Annotated in this window: 19 protein-coding genes and 1 pseudogene; 11 read left to right on the forward strand and 9 right to left on the reverse strand. The window is 69.7% G+C overall.

The window, feature by feature from the left end:
• Nucleotides 1–186: 186 nt before the first annotated feature.
• Nucleotides 187–909, forward strand: coding sequence for a TetR family transcriptional regulator (locus AB0I73_RS04185; RefSeq protein ID WP_363033576.1), 723 nt, complete (start codon nt 187–189; stop codon nt 907–909).
• A gap of 217 nt (nt 910–1,126) precedes the next feature.
• Here the strand turns inward: AB0I73_RS04185 and AB0I73_RS04190 are convergent, their stop codons facing one another.
• Nucleotides 1,127–1,261 (reverse strand): hypothetical protein, encoded by a 135-nt coding sequence (locus AB0I73_RS04190; protein ID WP_363033578.1) that lies wholly within the window; start codon nt 1,259–1,261, stop codon nt 1,127–1,129.
• Nucleotides 1,262–1,309: 48 nt separating this feature from the next.
• Between AB0I73_RS04190 and AB0I73_RS04195 the strand changes: the two genes are divergently transcribed.
• Nucleotides 1,310–1,591 (forward strand): hypothetical protein, encoded by a 282-nt coding sequence (locus AB0I73_RS04195; RefSeq protein ID WP_363033580.1) that lies wholly within the window; start codon nt 1,310–1,312, stop codon nt 1,589–1,591.
• A gap of 284 nt (nt 1,592–1,875) precedes the next feature.
• Here AB0I73_RS04195 and AB0I73_RS04200 read toward each other — a convergent pair whose 3' ends face one another.
• Both AB0I73_RS04200 and AB0I73_RS04205 read right to left on the reverse strand, forming a co-directional pair.
• Nucleotides 1,876–2,118, reverse strand: coding sequence for a hypothetical protein (locus AB0I73_RS04200; RefSeq protein WP_363033582.1), 243 nt, complete (start codon nt 2,116–2,118; stop codon nt 1,876–1,878).
• A gap of 550 nt (nt 2,119–2,668) precedes the next feature.
• On the reverse strand, nt 2,669–3,016 hold the full coding sequence (locus AB0I73_RS04205) for a hypothetical protein (RefSeq protein WP_363033584.1): 348 nt from the start codon (nt 3,014–3,016) through the stop codon (nt 2,669–2,671).
• Nucleotides 3,017–3,149: 133 nt separating this feature from the next.
• Here AB0I73_RS04205 and AB0I73_RS04210 point away from each other — a divergent pair.
• Nucleotides 3,150–3,335 (forward strand): annotated as a pseudogene (locus AB0I73_RS04210) (hypothetical protein); the annotation flags it as partial.
• A 69-nt stretch (nt 3,336–3,404) separates the two neighbouring features.
• On the opposite strand, the gene AB0I73_RS04215 reads toward AB0I73_RS04210, so the two are convergent.
• A complete protein-coding gene (locus AB0I73_RS04215) occupies nt 3,405–3,872 on the reverse strand; it encodes an HIT family protein (protein ID WP_363033586.1) in 468 nt (155 codons plus the stop codon).
• Nucleotides 3,873–3,981: 109 nt separating this feature from the next.
• Between AB0I73_RS04215 and AB0I73_RS04220 the strand changes: the two genes are divergently transcribed.
• Together AB0I73_RS04220 and ltrA are read left to right on the forward strand one after the other, a co-directional pair.
• Nucleotides 3,982–4,185 (forward strand): hypothetical protein, encoded by a 204-nt coding sequence (locus AB0I73_RS04220; protein ID WP_363033588.1) that lies wholly within the window; start codon nt 3,982–3,984, stop codon nt 4,183–4,185.
• Between the two features lie 796 nt (nt 4,186–4,981).
• The gene (ltrA, locus tag AB0I73_RS04225; protein ID WP_363033590.1) at nt 4,982–6,298 is read left to right on the forward strand and encodes a group II intron reverse transcriptase/maturase; all 1,317 of its coding nucleotides are present in this window, start codon (nt 4,982–4,984) and stop codon (nt 6,296–6,298) included.
• 317 nt (nt 6,299–6,615) lie between these two features.
• Here the strand turns inward: ltrA and AB0I73_RS04230 are convergent, their stop codons facing one another.
• On the reverse strand, nt 6,616–7,338 hold the full coding sequence (locus AB0I73_RS04230) for an alpha/beta hydrolase (RefSeq protein ID WP_363033592.1): 723 nt from the start codon (nt 7,336–7,338) through the stop codon (nt 6,616–6,618).
• A 228-nt stretch (nt 7,339–7,566) separates the two neighbouring features.
• Between AB0I73_RS04230 and AB0I73_RS04235 the strand changes: the two genes are divergently transcribed.
• The 3 genes from AB0I73_RS04235 to AB0I73_RS04245 all read left to right on the forward strand — a co-directional run bounded on the left by AB0I73_RS04235 (nt 7,567) and on the right by AB0I73_RS04245 (nt 11,910).
• Nucleotides 7,567–9,861 carry an FUSC family protein gene (locus AB0I73_RS04235; protein WP_363033594.1) on the forward strand — a complete coding sequence of 765 codons (2,295 nt, stop codon included), beginning with the start codon at nt 7,567–7,569 and terminating at the stop codon, nt 9,859–9,861.
• Between the two features lie 558 nt (nt 9,862–10,419).
• Nucleotides 10,420–11,106: an SDR family oxidoreductase gene (locus AB0I73_RS04240; RefSeq protein ID WP_363033596.1), complete on the forward strand. Its 687-nt coding sequence runs from the start codon at nt 10,420–10,422 to the stop codon at nt 11,104–11,106.
• 45 nt (nt 11,107–11,151) lie between these two features.
• On the forward strand, nt 11,152–11,910 hold the full coding sequence (locus tag AB0I73_RS04245) for an SDR family oxidoreductase (RefSeq protein WP_363033598.1): 759 nt from the start codon (nt 11,152–11,154) through the stop codon (nt 11,908–11,910).
• A gap of 18 nt (nt 11,911–11,928) precedes the next feature.
• Here the strand turns inward: AB0I73_RS04245 and AB0I73_RS04250 are convergent, their stop codons facing one another.
• The 4 genes from AB0I73_RS04250 to AB0I73_RS04265 form a co-directional block, all read right to left on the reverse strand.
• The gene (locus tag AB0I73_RS04250) at nt 11,929–13,065 is read right to left on the reverse strand and encodes an alpha/beta hydrolase (RefSeq protein WP_363033600.1); all 1,137 of its coding nucleotides are present in this window, start codon (nt 13,063–13,065) and stop codon (nt 11,929–11,931) included.
• 525 nt (nt 13,066–13,590) lie between these two features.
• Complete coding sequence (locus tag AB0I73_RS04255; protein ID WP_363033602.1) at nt 13,591–14,187, reverse strand: cadmium resistance transporter; 597 nt, start codon at nt 14,185–14,187, stop codon at nt 13,591–13,593.
• A gap of 448 nt (nt 14,188–14,635) precedes the next feature.
• Nucleotides 14,636–14,806 carry a hypothetical protein gene (locus AB0I73_RS04260; protein WP_363033604.1) on the reverse strand — a complete coding sequence of 57 codons (171 nt, stop codon included), beginning with the start codon at nt 14,804–14,806 and terminating at the stop codon, nt 14,636–14,638.
• Nucleotides 14,807–15,566: 760 nt separating this feature from the next.
• On the reverse strand, nt 15,567–16,025 hold the full coding sequence (locus AB0I73_RS04265; protein ID WP_363033605.1) for a MarR family transcriptional regulator: 459 nt from the start codon (nt 16,023–16,025) through the stop codon (nt 15,567–15,569).
• A 180-nt stretch (nt 16,026–16,205) separates the two neighbouring features.
• Here AB0I73_RS04265 and AB0I73_RS04270 point away from each other — a divergent pair, with 180 nt between their 5' ends.
• The 3 genes from AB0I73_RS04270 to AB0I73_RS04280 all read left to right on the forward strand — a co-directional run bounded on the left by AB0I73_RS04270 (nt 16,206) and on the right by AB0I73_RS04280 (nt 19,719).
• Nucleotides 16,206–17,831 (forward strand): long-chain fatty acid--CoA ligase, encoded by a 1,626-nt coding sequence (locus tag AB0I73_RS04270; protein ID WP_363033607.1) that lies wholly within the window; start codon nt 16,206–16,208, stop codon nt 17,829–17,831.
• Nucleotides 17,832–17,906: 75 nt separating this feature from the next.
• A complete protein-coding gene (locus AB0I73_RS04275) occupies nt 17,907–18,671 on the forward strand; it encodes an ABC transporter substrate-binding protein (protein WP_363033609.1) in 765 nt (254 codons plus the stop codon).
• A gap of 247 nt (nt 18,672–18,918) precedes the next feature.
• Nucleotides 18,919–19,719 carry a crotonase/enoyl-CoA hydratase family protein gene (locus AB0I73_RS04280; protein ID WP_279333095.1) on the forward strand — a complete coding sequence of 267 codons (801 nt, stop codon included), beginning with the start codon at nt 18,919–18,921 and terminating at the stop codon, nt 19,717–19,719.
• Nucleotides 19,720–19,736: the final 17 nt, after the last annotated feature.

A 19,736-nucleotide genomic window follows, 5' to 3' on the forward strand; every position in this document is an offset into this window, starting at 1 on the left:
ACCGCGGCGGCGTACGGCGCGATCTTCGCCTCGGCCAGCGAGCGGACGGCGTCGCGGAGCATGTCGTGCTCCTCGGACGGGCGGTACAGGTCGAAATCCGACATTGGCTCTCCCACAAGATGGCACTCAGTGCCCTCATTATGCATACTGAGTTCCCCTCGGGAAGGGGGCATGTACTTTCATGTCATGAGCGAGCAGCCTTGCAACGGTCCGAGCGGGCCGGCGACCGAAGAGGACCAGGGGAAAGTTCCCATCAGGGATCTCCTGGTGTCAGCCGCCTTCGCGCTCTTCACGGAGCGCGGCTACGAGAGGACCACCATCGACGACATCGCGCGCCGGGCCGGCGTGGGTCGCCGATCGTTCTTCAGGTACTTCCCCACCAAGGAAGCAGTCGTCTTCCCCGACCATGAAAGAGCCCTCGCCGACATGGTCGATTACCTGGAGGAAGGCAGCCGGGACCCCGACCCCGTCGGACGCGCCTGCGGTGCGGCCCGCCTGGTCGTGCGCATGTATGCGGAGAACGCCGAGTTCTCGGTGAAGCGGTACGCGCTCACCCGCAAGGTCGCGGCGCTCAAGGTTCATGAGACATCCGTGGTCTGGCGCTACGAGCGTGCCCTCGCCGCGTACCTTGAGCGCCGGTTCGCCATGCTGGCGGACGGAGACGTCCGGGCCTGCACGGTCGCCGCGAGCGTCGTCGCCGCACACAACCACGGACTGCGCACCTGGTTGCGCTCCGGCGCTCGGGGCGACGCCGCCGCGGCTGTCGACCGGGCTCTCGGTCTGGTTCATCGCACCTGGGGCGACACCGGCGACACCGTCGTCCTGGTCACCCGCAGCAGCACCCCCATGTGGCAGATCGTCCAGCACCTTGAGGGCGCCCGGGCCGGACAACCCCAGACGGGGAACTGAGTACCCCATGACGCAGGTATTCAGTTCCTTCGTTCGGTCTGCTATGGGCGCCCCTTGCATCCCATGGCGCCGCCGAAGGACCCGCCCCCTGACCGTCCTGGACGCCGCCGTGCGGCCCGTTCCGCCCGGCGCCGGGAAAAACTTTCCCGGCGGGGAATGACGGCGGGCCGTTGCGCGGCTGGGCGACCGTCACGCGGTCCGCCCGGGCGATCAAGCCCTACACCGCGTTCTCGGGCGCGTTGCGGTCGGCCGACGAGGTCCGGGCGGAGTTCGAGGCGGCCAGGCTCGGCCCGGTGGACAGGCCCGGGTGGCCGCCGTTCGCGGTCCAGGCGCGACAGCCGATCACAGCCACCCGGCTCGAGGCCGCGGGCACATCGACCCATCGGCCTACGGTAGGGGCATGAGCGACATCGTCGTCGTGTACGAGCTCGACAAGCCGGTGGCCACACGCTCCTCCTCCGGTTCACCAGGTGATGAAGAACGGCCCGTCCGCCGGGTGCACGCGGCGCCCACCGCGCCGGGAACGCCCACCAGGACCGGACCACGAACCCTCTGCGGCAAGGACACGTTCGTCATGGCGACCGCCCGCCGCAGGCCCTCCGAGCGCCGTGGGGCGCCGTGGTACCCCGATGAGTACGCATCCTTGGTCTGCCCCGAATGCGAGGCCGTGATGGAGGTCTGACCGGCACACGCGCCGACATGCCCAGCCGTCTCCTCCCAAGACTTCTCCCTGGAACGCGCTTCAGGGCTTCCCCGGCGGCTTCGCGCCCGTGCAGGCCGTGCACGGGCTGCGGGCGGGCCACACCCCCTCACCCGACAGCCGTAAAGAGACTGATCGGTGTGCCTCGGCAGCGCGATCCAGCGCCCGGAGACACCGCGGCAGACAGTCCCTCTTCGCCGGCCGGACCCAGGCATCCGGACACGACAGCGGCACCACCGCGACACAGGTCCCACGTGCCACCGACGTCACCGAGCGCATCCGACGTCCAGGACTTCGATCACGTCACCACGGACCGTGTACACAAGCCAGCACCATTCACCGAACGCTGCGGCCGGCTCCGGGACCTGCACCTCCGGATTCTCGGCCACAGCGGTGATGAGCGTGATGATCTCCTCATGCGTGTCGTCCGGGACGTCGCACAGCACGTCGGCAGCCGGTTGGATCAGTTCGACTTTCATTTCGCCCACCGCCAACGGCAGGAACAGCACGGTACGGCGGAGCCGTGCGCTCCGCCCGGCCTGTGAACGACCACGACCAGGATCCCCCGAACACAAGAAGTCCACCACCCGTCCCGTGGGGACTCACGTCAGCGGGACCACGTGCGTCGTCCTGCGGCCCGCTCGCCGTCGACCCGCCCAGCGGCGCGGGTCACGCCCGCGCCGCTCCGCCGGGCCGCTGCCGCGGCCCAACCGCCCCCATGCTCTTCAACCCGCGCCGCCGAGCACGTCAACCGGGACCACGGTGACTTTGTGCCGGGCCCTTCTCACCACGTCTTCGTTCCGTACAGCCGGGCCCCGGCGTGAAGTCGCTCTGGAGTGAGTCGCCCGGTGTGTGGTGGTGGGCATACGGAACGGGCACGGTGCCGGTGATCATGTGAGTGTCCACATCCCGTGAGCACGCTGGAAGACCGTGCCCGCCACTGCGTCTTCTCCCCTCCCCGTCGTACTCGACGAACTTGCTCCCGCCCCGGCTCGGGGCTTGGTCATCCGTGTGCTGCCCGGCCCGCAAGGTGTCCTCGAGCCGGGTACCGAGCCCGTCTCACCGGTCGGAGCCACCAGGGTGAGTCGCGTACGGGCGGGGGCGCTCGCGGCGGCGATGAACCGCTGTGCTCGCCACCGCGCTCAGGCCCACGCAGAAGATGAGCGCGAGGGCCAGGCCGGAGCAGAAGATGGCCAGCGCGTTCATGGTGGCGATGTCCTGGCCGAGTACGGACACGGTGTACTCGGGGCCGCCGGAGAGGTTGTCGGTGATCACCAGGCCGGTGAAGGCTCCTGCGGCCGCGAGGAGGAGCAGTCCGAGGATGAGCATCCAGGTCATCTCCTCGAATGAGGTGTTCCACTGGTACGGGATGCAGGCGACCGGGTACCCGTCGGTGCTGCGGGGCACACACGACAGTCGTGTGAGCGGGCACGGGACGGCGCGGGGTGTCGTACTTTTCCGGCCTCCTCCCAGCCCACGGGCCCACCGAGGTGTGTGCGGACCGCTCGGTGTTCGGGCGGTCGGTTGTTCGGGCGGTCGGTTGTTCGGCGGTGCGGGAGACGGCGACAGCGACAACGCCCAGCCGTACGCTCTCGGCCTGTTCCGCATCGTCGTCGGGCTGCTCTTCGCCTGCCACGGCGCCGCCGCACTGTTCGGTGTGCTCGGCGGCGCGGGCGGCAGCGGCGGCACCGCCGAGCCCGGGGCCCGGCCCCACCGGTACGCGGCCTGAACTGCAGCGACGACTTTCCGGGACCCACAAGGTGCTGTGAGCAGCCCGCCCGCCGCCTGGCGGGTCTCAGGGGGTTCCACGGCGGTCTCCGCCGCGGTTCAGGCACGCCCTGATCAGTGCGGCGTCGTGGTCGAGGGCGGCCCGGGACCGCTCCTGCCACCTGACCTCCAGGCGGAACCGGTCGTCCGCGGTGCGGGGGAAGACGTGCACGTGGAGGTGGAAGACCGTCTGATCGGCGGCCTTCTCGTCGGCGAGGAACACGTTCACCCCCTCGCACGGCAGCCCCGAACGCCGCAGAGCCCGCGCCAGCAGGTGGACGACGCGGAACAGATGGGCCATCAGGGTCTCATCGATGTCCTGCAGACCTGTCGCGTGCATCTTGGGGATGACGAGGAGGTCTCCGGGCGCAGCCGGGTGGATGTCCATGAAGGACAGGACCAGCTCGTCCTCGTACACGCGGCTGGACGGCACCCGGCCGGAGACGATGCCGCAGAAGGCACAGGCCGGATCCGGATCCCCGGCGAACAACCCCATGGACACAGCATGCGACAGCGGCTCTCGAAGCCGCCCCGGACCGGGCCGACCCGCGCGTGGGAGTGCCGCGTCCTCCCTCGGGCATCCGCCCGGCAGGGCGTCTGTCTCCGTGGAGCAGTCGCCGGGCCCCGTGTCGACGGCGCGGTGGCGGAGCCAGACGTTCCCGCACCGGCCCCACCGCCATGAGGAGACCGAGGAGCTGTTGCTCCAGCGCGGCGTGATCGTCTCGTATGAGACGGTCCGGCGCTGGGGCGCCACGTTCGCCAGGCCCACGCCGACGGACTGCGCCGCCGCCGGCCCGGCCGTCAACTGACGGCTCCGGACTGCACGGGCCCGCAGGCCGCACCCGCCTGCGGGCCCGTGCACGGCAACCGGACCCCGCGGCAGGCGGAGCGGGTCCACGGGGAAGCGAGTGTCACAGCTCGTCGCCCCAGGCCGCCGGGTACTGAGCGTTTTCCGTGCGCCCAGCAGAACAGGAGGTGACACCGTGACGTAGCGGTGTTCTTGCTGTTCGTAAGCTCGTCGTCGCCTGCCGGTGGAAGTCCGGCCCGGGTAGCTGCCAGGAGGCCCGGTAGCAGGCTGGCGGCGTCGGAGGGAAACGTCCGGCGTCGAAGCCCAGCGTCAAAGGCCCTGCAAAGGGGGAGCGACGATACGGTCCGTAGCATCACGCGAAGCCTGCGGCGTCGTTACTCAGCCATCCTTTCGGGTGGAACGAGGGAGTGCCGAGCCCTTCGAAATCGGGGTGAAGGCCATGGAAGCGGTGAAGATCCTGGACGGGCAGCCGTGAAGGACTCCCCGGCGTATGGGGCGCGGAACGTATCGAGGGTGGCGGCGGGAACTGGGGAGGCCCTCCCCGGCTCGGTGACCTGCGGAGAATCGTCACCGGAAGCGGCGCGTCCTATAACCGGTGATCCCGGGAAGTGGACGCGGGCCGGGTGGGCGTCGGAGGTGGCCGTAGTACCGCTTGAGCCGAGGAGACAGCACAACTCCCGGTGAGGGAAGGGTCACTGCTTCGTCGATGCGTCATGGTGACAAGGAGGGGCCCGGTGAGTGCCGGTATGGCTAGTCCCGCCGTCGGGGGACGTTCTCCCTCGGACAAGGTCCGTGCTTTGCAGCATGCGCTTTACCGGTCGGCCAAGGCCGATCCCGGACGGCGGTTCCACGCGCTGGGAGACAAGATCCACCGCAGGGATGTGCTCCGGCGCGCGTGGGCCATGGTGCGTGCCAACAACGGCGCACCGGGCATCGACCGCACCACCCTGGCCCAGGTCGAGGAGTACGGCATCGACCGTCTTCTCGGCGAAGTGGCCGACGAATTGAGGCAGGGCCGGTATCGGCCCTCGCCCGCCCGCCGGGTGTTCATCCCCAAGCCGGGGGTGAAGGACGAGCGCAGGCCGCTGTCCATCCCGACGGTTCGTGACCGCATCGTGCAGGCCGCGATGAAGATCGTGCTCGAGCCGGTCTTCGAGGCCGACATGCTGGCGTGCAGCTTCGGGTTCCGTCCGAAACGCTCGGCGCACGATGCCCTGCAGGTGCTCATCGACGAGCACCATCGGGGCCGGCGGTGGGTGGTGGAGACGGACATCGCCGAGTGTTTCTCGGCGATTCCGCATGAGGAGTTGATGCGCGCGGTCGAAGAGCGCATCTGCGACCAGTCTGTTCTCAGGCTCCTGCGGCAGATCCTGCGCGCCGGGGTGATGGAGGACGGGCAGGTGCGGCGGCCGGTGACCGGGACCCCGCAGGGCGGTGTGATCTCACCGTTGATGTGCAATGTCTATCTGCACCGGCTGGACCGGGCATGGGACGAGCACGACGGGGTCCTGGTCCGTTACGCCGACGACCTGGTCGTGATGTGCTTCTCCCGCAGTCAGGCCGAGCGGGCACTCGCCCGACTGGTCGAACTGCTGGGGAAGTTGGGGCTGAGGCCGAAGGCGTCCAAGACGAGGATCGTGCACCTGATGACGGACGGGGAAGGATTTGACTTCCTCGGGTTTCACCACCGTCAGGTTCGTTCCCGGGGACTGCGCGGACGCCGACGCGTCGACTTCCTGGCCCGCTGGCCCTCGGACAGGGCGATGCAGCACGCCCGCGACCGGATCCGGGAGATCACCGCCCGGCGTCGGCTTCCGCTGCATCCCGAAGTGGTCGTGGGGGACCTGAACCTGTTCCTCCGCGGGTGGATGGCGTACTTCCGCTACGGCCACTCCGCCCGCTGCTTCAGTAAGATCGGACGATTCGCGCGGGAACGCGTCGTGCACTTCATCAGCAGAAAGCACCGGCGCAGCCGGGCCTTCGGCTGGTGGGTGCTGACCGTCTCGTCCCCGAACGAACTTGGCCTGATCAGCCCGTATGGAACCGTCGTGGCACCCAGGGCCGGAAAGCCCGGGCGGGAGAGGCTGAATGCCGTCGGTGAACGGCGTCGGTGAGCCGTGTGCGGGAGAACCGCATGCACGGTTCGAAGCGGCGGGGGCTGGAAACGGAGCGGAAGCACTCCGTCACCGCGCCAGCCCCCGACCCTACAACCTGGCTCTGTTCACGAGAACCACAGCGCCTGGACACGAGATTGGTCAGCACTCGAAGCACTGCAGAAGTCGAACAGTTCACGGCTTCGGGCAGCGCGGGCCCCCGCCGAGTCGGCAGGGGCCCGCGGTACGGGGAGCTGAGGAGGGCCGGGACCTGTCCTCGACGAGCAGCATCCTGGCCGACACCGCTTACCGTCTGCTGCCGGCCTGACGGCCCGGCCTCACTTCAGGTGTCGGTCCAAGAACCGGCACCCGTCCTCCAGTTCGAACCACGGGGTGCCGGTGTGCCCGCCCAGATTGGCGTGCAGCGTCTTCTCCTTGCTGCCGAAGGCGTCGAACAGGTCCAGGGCCCGTTGCCGGGGGTTCCCTTCGTCGTCCCACTGCAGCAGGAACAGCAGCGGAATGGTGACCTGCCGGGCCTCCTCGCGCTGGGCACGGGGCACGTAGCCCCCGGCGAAGAAGCCCGCGGCCGCGATGCGCGGCTCGAGGACCGCCAGCCGAATGCCGAGGGCGGTCCACCCCCCGGAGTACCCGACCGGGCCGCCGATCTCGGGCAGCTCAAGGAGGGCGTCCAGAGTGGTCCGCCATTCCGGGACCGCGTTTTCGACCAGCGGGCCGATGAAGGACTCGAAGATCCCGTCGACCGGCTCGCCGGCCTGCACCGCCCGACGGAGGTCGGCGCGGGCCTGCTCGTCGGCGGCGGAACGGGGCCGGTCACCGCACCCGGCGGCGTCGATGGTGGCCACCGCGTAGCCGCGGGCCGCGGTGTACCGGGCCCGGGCCACCAGCCGGGGTTCCGCCTTGGGCAGGCCGTTGTTGTGGGCCATCAGGATCAGCGGGGCCGGTTCGGATCCGGGCGTCCACAGGGTGCCGGGAATCTCGCCGAGGGTGAATTCGCGTTCGAGGACGCCGTCGTCGAGGCGCTGCTCGGAAGTGAAGTGCATGGTCGTGCCTTTCGGGAGTGCGCTGGAACGGCGCTCCCGGACGACCTATCGCCCGACCGTGACCCCGGAGGGGAGCACCCGTGTCGATACTGCGTTCACGGGTACCACCTCCTCGTTCTCTCGCACGGCCTCCGGGAGATTAGCAACGGTCGCCGTGGTCCGCCAACGGGTTTTTGCGGAGGCTCCGTAGCCGGATGCCGTGCCACCACCTCACCGAGACGGATCGCGATGATTCAGATGCGTCAGTTCACCGCGTGGTTGAGCCGCCGGGATCCGGGCCTCGCCGCCATGCGGCGGGCGGCCAGGACCGCGGTGGTGATGCCGTCCCTCTTCGCGCTGTGCACCCAGGTCTTCCACGCACCGGTCACGGGCACCTTCGCCGCGTTCGGCGCGTTCGCGATGCTCTTGCTGGTCGAACACACCGGCCCCGTGGTGCAGCGGCTGCGCGCGCACGCGGCGCTCGGCGCGGCCTGGCTGGTGCTGGTCTCGCTGGGCACCCTCGCGTCGCGATCGGTATGGATCGCGACTGCTGCGACGCTGGTGGTGGGCTTCGTCGTGCTCTTCTCGGGCGTGGTCAGCTCGGTCCTGGCCGGCGCCACGACGTCGCTGCTGTTGGCGTTCATCCTGCCGGTGTCTTCGCCCGCTCCCCCGGCCCAGCTGCCCGACCGGCTGATCGGCGTGGTGCTGGCGGCCGGGACGTCCCTGATCGCGGTCTGGCTGTTGTGGGCGAGGACGCAGGCCGATCCGCTCAGCGCGCCCGCGGCTCGGGTCTGCCGAGCTGCGGCGGTGCAGTTGCGCACCGATGCGGACTACTTCACGGGCCGTGCCGCCGGCCCCGCCTTCGCGGAGTGCCGTGCCCGCGCCCAGGAGACCAGGGCGAGCACACAGAAGCTGCAGCAGGCGTTCACCGCCACCCCCTACCGGCCCACCAGCCTGTCCACCGGATCCCGGGCGCTGGTCCGCCTGATCGACGAGCTGACCTGGCTGAGCGCGATCCTCGTGGAGGCCGCCCCCGCCGTCGAGGACGGTTCGACGGGTACCCGGCAGTCCTCAGTGGTGCGCAGGGCCGCTGCCGCCGTACTGGAACCGGCGGCGGAGATGCTCGATGATCCGCGCATCACGCCGGACCGCCTGCGCGCCGGGACGGAGGAGCTCCGTCATGCGTTGACCGCGCTGGAGGACGGGGCAGTCGACCGGCTGCCGATGCCGGACGACGGCTCCGGCGGCAGGCGTGGCCTCGACACCTTGGTCGACAGCCTCGACGTCACCTTCCGGGCTCAGGAGGTGGCCTTCGTCGTCCTGCAGATCGCCCGGAACGTCGACATCGCCCGGACCGCCGATCACCGCAGCTGGCCGGACCGCCTGCTCGGCCGCGAGCCCGGATCGCCGTCCAGTCGCCTGACCAGCGCCACGGAACGCGCCGCCGCACATGTCGAGCCGCACTCCATATGGCTGCACAACAGCATCCGCGGCGCCATCGGCCTGGGCGTCGGCATCGCACTGGCCGACGTGACCGGCGTCCAGCACGGCTTCTGGATCACGCTGGGCATCCTGTCGGTGCTGCGTTCCAACGCTCTCAGCACCGGACAGAACGTCTTCCGCGCCCTCGGCGGCACCCTGGTCGGCTCGGTCCTGGGCGCCGGTCTGCTCCAGCTCATCGGACACCACACGGCCGTGCTGTGGATCCTGCTGCCCGTCGCAGTGATGGCCGCGGGAGTCGTCCCGGCCGCGATCTCGTTCACCGCCGGGCAGGCGGCCTTCACGCTTGCCCTGGTGATCCTGTTCGACATCGCCCAGCCGGCGGACCTGTCGGTCGTCCTGTTCCGTATCGAGGACATCGCGCTCGGCTGTGCGGTGAGCCTGGTCGTCGGCCTGCTCTTCTGGCCGCGCGGTGCGTCCGCCGCCCTCGCCAGGGCGTTGGCGGAGGCGTATGTCGACAGCGCGCGCTATGTGCTCGGGGCAGTGGGCTATGCGGTGTCCTGCTGTACTTTCAGGCCCGAAACCATCGAGCGCCCGCAGGAGGGCCGTCGGGCGGCGGCCTCGGCGCGCCGACTGGACGACGCCTTCAGGACCTATCTGGCCGAGCGCGGAGCAAAGAACGTCTCGTTGTGCGAGACGACGACTCTGATCACCGGTGTCGTAGGGCTCCGTCTGGCCGCCGACGCGGTCCTGGAGCTGTGGCGGCGGGCCCCGGGCGGCCGACCGCTCGAGGACCGCGCCGCCGCGCAGAGGGAGCTGCTGGTCATGGCGGAACGGGTCTTCCGGTGGTACGAGACCCTGGCCGAGGGGCTGGAGAGCGAAGGGCCGGTACCGGAGCCTCTGGAGTCCGACCGGGAGCACAACGCCCTGCTGGTCGAGGCGGTCCGCCGGGACCTGCGTGATGCGGACGGACGGGCGGCGGGGACCGGCATCCGCATCATCTGGACCGGCGACCATCTGGAAGCAGTGCGGCGGCTCCAGTCGCCCATCGCGGCGGCAGCCGGTCACGCCGACGCGCGCGTCGCCGTGACCAAATCAGTTTGACTCCGCAGGTGCCGACAACCCACTCAGTCGTGCTCGGCATGCTCACACCCATCGAGTTCGAGCTGAGGGCGACTCCCTCGATCGCCTGGAGTCCAGCAGCCCGACTCCACGTAAGCCGGGGTACATCGGCCGCAGCGTGCCAGGACCACCGGGCGAACGTGGCCAAGCCCGATGAAGTCCCCGCCGTTCGACCGGCTCAGCGCCCGCACCGGTGTTCTGGGGAGGCCTCGCACGTCATCTCGACGGCGGTTGCTCTCTGTGGATCGACCGTCGACGGGAAAGGGGGCCCGTAGCCGAGCACCGTCTCACGTGCGTCGCTGCGGCGTCCGATGCACGCTGGTGACGGAGAGGACTTTTTACGTGGGGACCCTGCGGGGCACTGGCCTGAAATGTGGGTGAAGATCGAGAACCGGCCTCCAGGTGTCGAGTCTCCCTTTGCGCCAGTCGTGCATGGGCCTGGGGCGTGCCAGGACGTGGTCCGGTTCAGGCCCCGTCGCAGAGTCGTCCCCCGCCTCAGTGTCTGCTGTGCTCGGCAGGCGGCAGCGGGAAGGAAGCGCGATGGAGATCAAGGGATCGATCGCCCTGGTGACGGGGGCCAATCGTGGTATCGGACACGCGTTCGCCCGGGCGCTGATCGAGCGGGGAGCAGCCAAGGTCTACGCCGGTGTCCGCGATCCGTCGAGCGTGAGCGACGACGACCTTTCTGCGCTGCGCCTGGACGTCACCAAGCCGGAGGACGTCGCCGCGGCGGCCGAGACCGCCGGTGACGTCACCATCGTCGTCAACAACGCGGGCGTTGCCGGTTTTGAGACCGAACTGCTGACGGGTCCCTTCGACGGTGCACGCGAGGCGATGGAGGTCAACTACTTCGGCACGTGGGCCGTGTCCCGTGCCTTCGCCCCGGTCCTGGCGCGCAACGGCGGCGGCGCACTGGTGAACATGCTGTCGGCTGCCTCCTGGCTCCCCCGGCCGGAGTACCCCGGGTATGCGGCGTCCAAGGCAGCCCAGTGGTCGCTGACGGGTGCGCTGCGGGAGGGCCTGCGCGAGCAGGGAACGCTCGTGATCGGGGTCCACGCCGGTTTCGTGGAGACGGACCTCAGCAGCTTCACGGACGCGCCGAAGATCAGCGCGGCGGACGTGGCGGTGCAGACGATGGACGCCCTGGCGAACGACCGGGTCGAGGTCCTCGCCGACGAGCGGACCAAGCAGATCAAGCATGCCCTGGCGCAACCACTCCAACAGTGAGAAGAAGCCCGGGCGGGACCGTGACGCCACAGCACAGGAGGATTCATGACCTCGAAACCGCCTGGGGGGCACAGCGCCGACGGCCTGCCCCTGCTCGGGCAGACCCTCGTCGTCATCGGTGGGAGCGCGGGCATCGGACTGGCGACCGCACGGCTCGCCCGTAGCCGGGGCGCCTCCGTGGTCCTCACCGGACGGGCCCCGGAACGGCTGCGCACCGCGGCCATGGAGGCCGACGCGCTCAGCACCGCGGCCTTCGACGCCCACGACGCGGCGCAGCTGGAGCGGTTCTTCCAGCAGCTGCCAGGGCCGATCGACCACGTGATGGTCACCGCGGGAGGCCCGTCCTACGGCCGCCTCCTGGACATGGACGCCGAGCAGGCACGCCGGGCGATCAGTGACCACATGGTGCTCGCACTCGAGGTCGCGCACCACTGCGCCGACACCGTACGGCCGGGCGGCACGCTGCTGCTCCTGGGCGGCACGGGAGCCCGCAGGATCCGGGCCGCTCTCGGTGCCGCCCCCGCTGTCACCGCCGCGATGCCCGCGTTCGCGGCCAGTCTCGCACTCGAGCTCGCGCCGGTCCGGGTGAACCTGATCGCCGCCGGCTTCGTGGACACGCCGTTGTCGGCCCGTCTGCTCGGCGACGCGCTCGACGCCCGTCGCGAGGAACTGCGCGCCGCGCTGCCCATCGGTCGTGTGGTCGTACCCGACGACGTGGCGGCGCTCGCCGTGCACATCATGACCAACACCGCACTCACGGGTGCGACCTACGACATCGACGGAGGCCAGCAACTCGTCGGCTGAGCCGCACACCGATGGCGGTCATGTGCCGAGCGTCGCGGCCGGCTGAGGTCGTGTGCTCCGGCCTTGGTTGCGGTACGGGGCCAGGAACGTGGTCAGCGCCGCGAGCACTTCCTGGGGTGCCTCCTCGGCCACCCAGTGGCCGGTGCCGGGGATGACTACGCTCCGCACGTCGTGTGCGACAAGTTTCATGGTGCCGGCGACGTTGTTACCGAGGCTTCCCGCACCGCCGATCGCAAGGACGGGCAGGGTCAGCAGGCGTGTTTTGCGTTGCTGGTCCTGCACGCCGGTGATGTCGAGCGCGCGGTACCACCCGAAGCTGCCGCGCAGGGATTCGTGCTGGGAGGCGAGGATCCGGACGTAGTGGTCGACGGCGTAGTCGGGGAGTTTTCGTACGGCCTTGGTGGCGAACTGCCAGCCGAAGTAGATGCCTTCACGTCCCCGGACGAGCTGTTCGTTCACGTCGGTGAGCCGGTTGAAGGGGATGTGCCACAGCCGGTTGTTGACCTGCGCGGCGCCGATCAGGGGCGGCGACGGGGTCACGGCCGGGAGGAACGCCTCGGCGACGGCCAGGCGGGTGACGCGCTCCGGGTGGTCTGCGGCCAGCGCGTAGGCGATGGGCATTCCGGTGTCATGGCCGACCACGGCGAACCGCTGGTGGCCGAGTGCGTCCATCAGAGCGACCATGTCGCGTGCCAGGGTACGGGTGTCGTACCCGCTCTCGGGTTTCTCGGTCAGCCCGATGCCGCGTTGGTCGACGACGACGACCGTGAAGTGTCCGGCCAGTTCCGGCATCACCAGGCGCCAGGCGTACCAGGTCTCGGGCCAGCCGTGTATCAGGAGCAGCGGCGGCCCTTCGCCTCCGACGACCACGTGCTGGCGGATTCCGTTGGCTTGGACGAAACGGCTGGTGAACGTCTTGGTGAACCCAGCCGGCAGGTGCGGCGCCTGTCCGACGGAGCCGAGGCCTTCGGGCGTGGGTATGGATGTGGCCTGGGGCTGCGGGGCCCCGCCGCGGGGCCCCGTGACGGCGGTCAACGCGATGCCTCCCAGGCCGAGTCCCAGCGCACCCGCACCGGCCGTGCGCAGCACGTGGCGCCGGGGCAGTCCGGCGTTGGTCTGGTCTTCGGAGTCGCCGTTCCCGGATGCCTGAGACATGGGCTCTCTTCCCGTTTCTGACGAGCGTTTTCAGTGACATGCAGGGGCGCGTCGGATCGGTCGTCTCCGGCCTCGTGGTGGGGATCGCGACAGCGCACCATGCCCACGGACGAGCATGAGCGCAGGTCTCACGCCTGCTGAGCTCATGCTGGGGCGCGCCCCCTGCCCCCGCAATCGGAGCCACGCGTGATGGCCCGGCCGCTGTGCGCGCGGCTCGCGGCGTGTGTGGAGAGACTGGGAGCGGCAAGAAGGAGGCAGGAATGAGCCGGATGGCGCTCGGTGTCCGCTCCACGCCAGGTGACGGTGCCGGTGAAGCACTGACGTTTTTGATGGATCGCCAGGTCATGGTGGTGCCGATCGGTATCACGGCTCGGTATGTGTGCCGGCCTGCGGGCCAGGCGGAGGCGAACGGCTTCGGCGCAGGTGGCGAGTTCGGTGCCGTTGCGGGTCGTGAGGAGCGTGAGGAGGGGAAGAGGGCTGCCGCGTGCAGCGGGCGGGCGAGGGGATGCAGCGGCGCGGCGATCGCTAGGGGGTGATCGGGCCGAAGTGGATGATCAGGGCCGCGCCGATGAGCACGAACACCGCGGGAATGATCCATCGCCCGTGCCGCTGGACGACCGCGGTGGCCGCCCGGGAGGTGCCCAGCCAGGCCCCGGCCAGGCACCACAGGGCGATTCCGGCGGCGAACACGGTGAGGACCACGGCCAGGGCGCCGGCGCCGAGGGCGTGGAACATCGGGGTGTACACCGAGACGTTGTCGGCTCCGGCGGCGACGGTCACCCCGGCCACCGGCAACACCCCGCCGGCCATGGCGGTGTTGTCCTCACCGGATCCTTCTTCCCGTGCAGCGGTGATCAGGCCGCGCACGCCCAGCACGAGCGGCACCAGCCCCAGCAGTCCCAGCCACCGGTCCGGTAAGGCCACCAGCATGAGCGCGGCGACCGTCGAGAGCACAAGCAGTACGGCGAACCCGAGGTACTGGCCGATCCAGATCTGCCGGCCCGTGGGCCGGCCGGTGGCCCGGCGGGCCAGGAACAGCACCGTCAGCACGAGGATGTCGTCGATGTTGGTGCCCGCGAACATCCCGGCTGCGGTAACAGCAGCCTCGAAGGTCCCCTTCACCACGCGGAACCTATCCCAGCTCCCCACGGCCGGGGGCCCGGCACGCTCATCCGGACGGGCGCATCCGCGTGGAGCGTGTCCCGGCGAGTGCAGTGAATCGCTCCGGGATCGGCGGAGGCTCTGTGCGTTGGCTCCAGCCGTCGGCCGGGGTTGGTGTTGCGCGTAGTGGTTGGTTTCGTATCCGTGGGGCGGGATGTCTCCGGATCGTGTTGTGGAGCTGTTGGTGGGTGAACCGGTCGACCCATTTCCGCGGAAGCCGTGACCCGATGACTCCGGCATGCTCCCGGCTGGCGGCACCGTCTCCGAGACCGTGCCGGCAGATCACGCCTCGGCCGGCGCGACGGCATTGCCGCCAGGGCGTGTCCGGGTGTCCGTGCGACCGGCTCCGTGCCGGACTCCGCCGCACGATCTCGTGAGCGTCAAGACCGGGCGGTGGGAAAACACGGGGTCAGCGCAGCGACCGGAAGCCCGCGCGGACCTCGTCCACAAACAGGTCCGGCTGCTCCCAGGTCGCGAAGTGCCCGCCCTTGTCGGGCCTGTTGTAGTGAACGAGACGGGGATACGCCTGCTCCGCCCAGCTCCTCGGGGCCTCACAGAGCTCGTCGGGGAAGACGCTCACGGCAACCGGAACGGAGACTCCCTTGACGGCGAAGAAGGGGTGTTCGTTCTCCGCGTAGAGACGGGCCGCGGAGATCGCCGTGTTCGTCAGCCAGTAGAGCGTGATGTTGTCCAGGCCATCCTCGCGCGTCAGGCCCTCGGCGTGTCCGGCGAAGACCCGGGAGATCAGCGCCAGGCCGGCCGCGCGGGGATGTCCTGGACATCACCGGCATCCGGCGGGCACGCTACCGCGGCTTGCCGAAGGTCCGCCTCCAACGCGCCTTCTCTGCCACCGCGATCAACGTCATCAGACTCGACAGCGACTGGGCCGGCACCCCGTCCACCCCCGCACCAGCCGCCTCGCCTGCCAACTCACCGCATGACGGAATTGAGCAGCAGAGTCCGCAGCACTGTGAAGGTCTTCCGCTCCAGCAAAGCGGCCCAGAGGTTCCTTGCCGCCTTCAGCCGGATCTCCAGCCACTTCCGCCCTCGACGTCATTTGATCACAGTGAGTGACTATCGCACCGAGATGACCGAACGGCTCCGCATCTGGAAGACCGTCACCGGAGCCCTTACGACCGCCTGACCGGGATGCCCCGGCCCGGCCGAACGCACCGCCAGTACACCTCGACTCGCCTGCCGCAGCAGCAGCTTGGCAACACCTCTGTGGCATGGGGAGCCGGCCTCCCCGCAGCCGGGAACGAGGGCGTGATCGACGCCGATCCGGACTGCCGCAGCGAGATGTGGCGCGCCGCGGAGGCGCGACTCGGAGGTGAAGGGAGTCAGCTGTCTGGGAGGGCCAGCCTGCGCAGCACCGTTAGGAACTCCTCGCGTTGGGAGGGTGACAGGTGGCCCAGCAGGCGGTCGTGGGCGTCGCCGACGTCGATCCGGACCGCGTCGAAGAGCTTCCGGCCGCGTGTTGTCGCGACGACGAGCTTGGCGCGGCGGTCGCCGACCGCGGCCTCTCGCTCGACGAGCCCGAGGTCCTCCAACGTGTCGACGAGCGTCACGATCTGGCTCGGGTTGAGCATGAGGAAGTCGGACAGCTCCTTCTGGGTCCGCGGCCGCGTGCAGGCGGTCGTCAGGACCGCGTACTGGCGCACCTTGAGGCCGTGCTTTGCGAGGACCCGGGTGTCGTTCGCGGCGCCGAGGGCGCCGGCGCGGATGAGGAGGAAGACGAGGTTGCAGTCGAGCGCCGACTCGGATTCCGATTCGCTTTCTGACGCGCGATCGGAAGGCATCGGTGGCGCTCCCGTGGAGCTGCGCGCGGCGGTTCTTGGCATGGTGGCCTCCTCGCGGAGTGTTCGGGACGCGGACACAGTAATCACACCATGAGCAAACCATTGTTTTTTTGAACGATACCTGTTGTCATGCTTCTCGCCCGGTCGGGCACCATCCCAGCGTGTTCAGGAGGACCGAAGATGGGAAGCGCCGCCGATCCGGTGACCCCGCCGTCGCCCACGTCCTTCGACCTCGCGGCCAGCCGCATCGACAACCTCGGTATCGGCTCGTGGCCGGCTCGGCGAGCGCGGGTCCGCCCGGATGCCGTCGCCTGGGAGTTCGAGGGTGCGGAGCGCACCTACCTCGAGGTCCACGAGCGGACCAACCGCCTTGCCAACGCCCTTCGCGCCGCAGGCATCGAGCCGGGGGACCGGGTCGCCTACATCGGGTTCAACCATCCGGCCCTCCTCGAGGTGTTCTTCGCGTGCGGCATGGTCGGCGCGGCAGCGGTTCTCGTCAACCCGCGCCTGTCCGGGCCGGAGGTGGCCTACATCCTCGCGGACAGCGGCGCGCGGCTGTGCGTCTACGGCGAGGCGCAGGTGGCCAACGTCGGGGGCCATCTGATCCGTGCTGTCGGCGCCGTCGAGAGCTGGATCCACGTCGACGAGCCCGCCACCGGGGCGGATGGACCCGCCTACGAGGACCTCCTCGCCGCCGGGTCCCCCGTATGGGAATCCGCAGCGGTGCCGCTCGAGGCCACGGCGCTTATCATGTACACGTCGGGTACGACCGGCCGCCCGAAGGGCGCGATGCTCTCGCACCGGGCGCTCTTCTACCAGAACGTCAACGCGCTCATCGGCCAGGACCTCCGGCAGGACGAGCACCACCTCGTCTGCGCCCCGCTCTTCCACATCGCCGGGCTCAACATGATGACGCTGCCGACCTTCACGCTCGGCGGGCGGCTCCTCATCCAGCGTGGCTTCGATGCCCCGACGGTGCTGCGCACGCTCGAGGAGCGGCAGGTCACCTCGGCGTTCTTCGTCCCGGCCATGCTCGACGCCATCAGTCAGCAGCCCCGCTTCGCCGAGGCGGACCTGTCCTCGGTACGGGCCCTCATGGTCGGTGGGTCGCCCCTGCCGGACCGGACGATCGCGACGTGGGCGGCCAAGGGGATCCCGCTGATGCAGGGCTTCGGCATGACCGAGACGGCCCCCGGGACGAGGATGCTCGAGCCGCGCGACAACGTGCACAAGTCCGGCTCGGTCGGCCGGCCCCACTTCTTCACCGACAGCGTCGTCGTCGGGTTCGACGGGCCGGCGCCTCCCGGCAAGGCCGGCGAGATCCTCATCGCCGGGCCGAACGTCATGACCGGCTACTGGAACCTTCCCGAGGCGACCGCGGAGGCCCTCGCCGACGGTTGGTACCACAGCGGCGACGTCGGGATCAGCGACGAGGAGGGCTACCTCTTCGTCAAGGACCGGGTCAAGGACATGTACATCTCGGGCGGGGAGAACGTCTATCCCGCAGAGGTGGAGAACAGCCTGCTCCAGCTCGAGGGCGTCCGTGACTGTGCCGTCATCGGCGTGCCGGACGGCCGTTGGGGCGAATCCGGGGTGGCCTACGTCGAGCCCGCGGCCGGCGTCGAGCTCGACGGGGCGGAGTTGCGCGAGCAGCTGCGCGAGCGCCTCGCCGGCTACAAGCTCCCCCGCGAGGTCGTGATCGTCGCGGCGATCCCCCGCAATGTGACCGGCAAGATCCAGAAGTTCCGCCTGCGGGAGCAGTTCGCCGCCGACAACCAACAGGGGCCAGGACCGGCCCGTCCCTGAACGCTGCCCGAAGCCGCGCGGCAGCGACACCCACAGCCGTACGTACGAGTTCCGGCAAGCCAAGGAGACATACCCATGAAGAAGATGACCTTCACGGCGCTGGTGCTCGCGAGTGCCCTCGCCATGAGTGCCTGTGGCTCCTCGGAGCCGGCCAAGGGGACCGCCGGTGGCGGCGGGACGACCGAGGTGACCGTCGGCACCCTGCCGATCCTGCCCACCGCGGCGATCATGCTGGGCATGGACAAGGGCTTCTTCGCCAAGGAGGGACTGGACGTCAAGCTCGAGACCGGCCAGGGTGGTGCGGCGCTCGTGCCCGCGGTCATGTCCGGGCAGATGCAGTTCGCGACGGGCAACCCGATCTCCCTGCTCCAGGCGCGGGACAAGGGTCTCGACGTCCGCGTCGTCTCGTCCTACACCTACGACACCGACAAGGGTGTCCACGCCGTCCTCACGAGGCCGGACAGCGGTATCAAGACCGCCAAGGACCTCGTGGGCAAGAAGGTCGCCGTCAACACCCTGAAGTCCATGGGCGACCTGCTCATCATGGACGCGGTGAAGAAGGACGGGGGCGACCCGAAGGCCGTCTCGTTCGTCGAGCTGCCGTACCCGAACATGGAGGCGGCTCTCAAGAGCGGCCAGGTCGACGCGGTGTGGACTCCCGAGCCGTTCATGACGATCATCCGCAAGGCCGACAACCCCGTGGTGACCTACCCGGGCGTCGCCTCGGTCAAGGGCCACCCGACGATGGTCTACTTCGCGAGCGGCACGCTCGTGAAGTCGAAGCCGGAGCTCGTCTCGGCCATGGCCAAGGCGATCAACGTGACCATGGACTACGCGTAGGCGCACCCGGACGAGGTCCGCGCCAAGGCGGCGTCGGCCCTCAAGATCGACCCTGCCCTGTCGAAGGCGGTCGTCCTCGAGGACATGGGCGGCCCCGTGCGCAAGGACGAGCTGACCGCAATGGGTGGCCTGATGAAGGAGTACGGCGTCATCACCAAGGACGCCGACGTCGTCGGCCTGCTGCAGTCCGTTCCGAAGCCCTGAGCGGTGCAGCCGACGGAACCTGCCACAACATTCAGGAGTGACAATGATCGAACCGGCCACGACGCAGCCGTCGGCGCTGCCACAGACCGTGCGACGCCGGAGCGACGGCCCGGTCGACATCCTCGAGCTCGCCCGCCCGGACAAGCGCAACGCCCTTGACAACGAAACGGTCCTCGGGCTCGGCGCCTACTTCCGCGCCGTGCCCGAGGGGGTGCGCGCGGTCGTCCTCGCCGCCGAGGGCCGGCACTTCTGTGCCGGACTCGACCTCAACACGATGGACGAGTCGGGCGTGTTCGAGGGAGTACTGCACTCGCGGATGTGGCACGGGGCGCTCGATGCGCTCATCGCCTCGCCCGTCCCGATCTTCAGCGTACTCAAGGGTGCGGTGATCGGCGGTGGCCTCGAGCTGGCGTCCGCGACCCACGTGCGGGTGGCCGAACCTTCGACGTTCTACGCGCTGCCGGAGGGGCAGCGCGGGCTGTTCGTCGGAGGTGGTGCGTCGGTGCGACTGCCCCGGCTCATCGGAGCTGCGCGGATGACGGACATGATGCTCACGGGCCGCCGCTACGACGCCGTCGAGGGGGAGCAGATCGGCCTGTCCCAGTACGTCGTCGAGGACGGGAACGGCCTGCCGACCGCACTGGAGCTGGCCCATCGCGCCGCGGCCAACAGCCCGATCACGAACTACGGGATTCTCCACGTGCTGCCACGCACCGCGGAGGCGAACCCGCACGAGGGCTACCTCATCGAGTCGCTCATGGCCGGCATCGCCTCCGGCAGCGATGAGGCGAAGTCGCGGATGCGCGCCTTCCTCGACCGTGACACGGCGGGGGCCCGGGCGTGACCGCGGGAGCGAGCCCA

Source organism: Streptomyces sp. NPDC050388 (genome assembly GCF_040655635.1).
GTDB lineage: Bacteria > Actinomycetota > Actinomycetes > Streptomycetales > Streptomycetaceae > Streptomyces.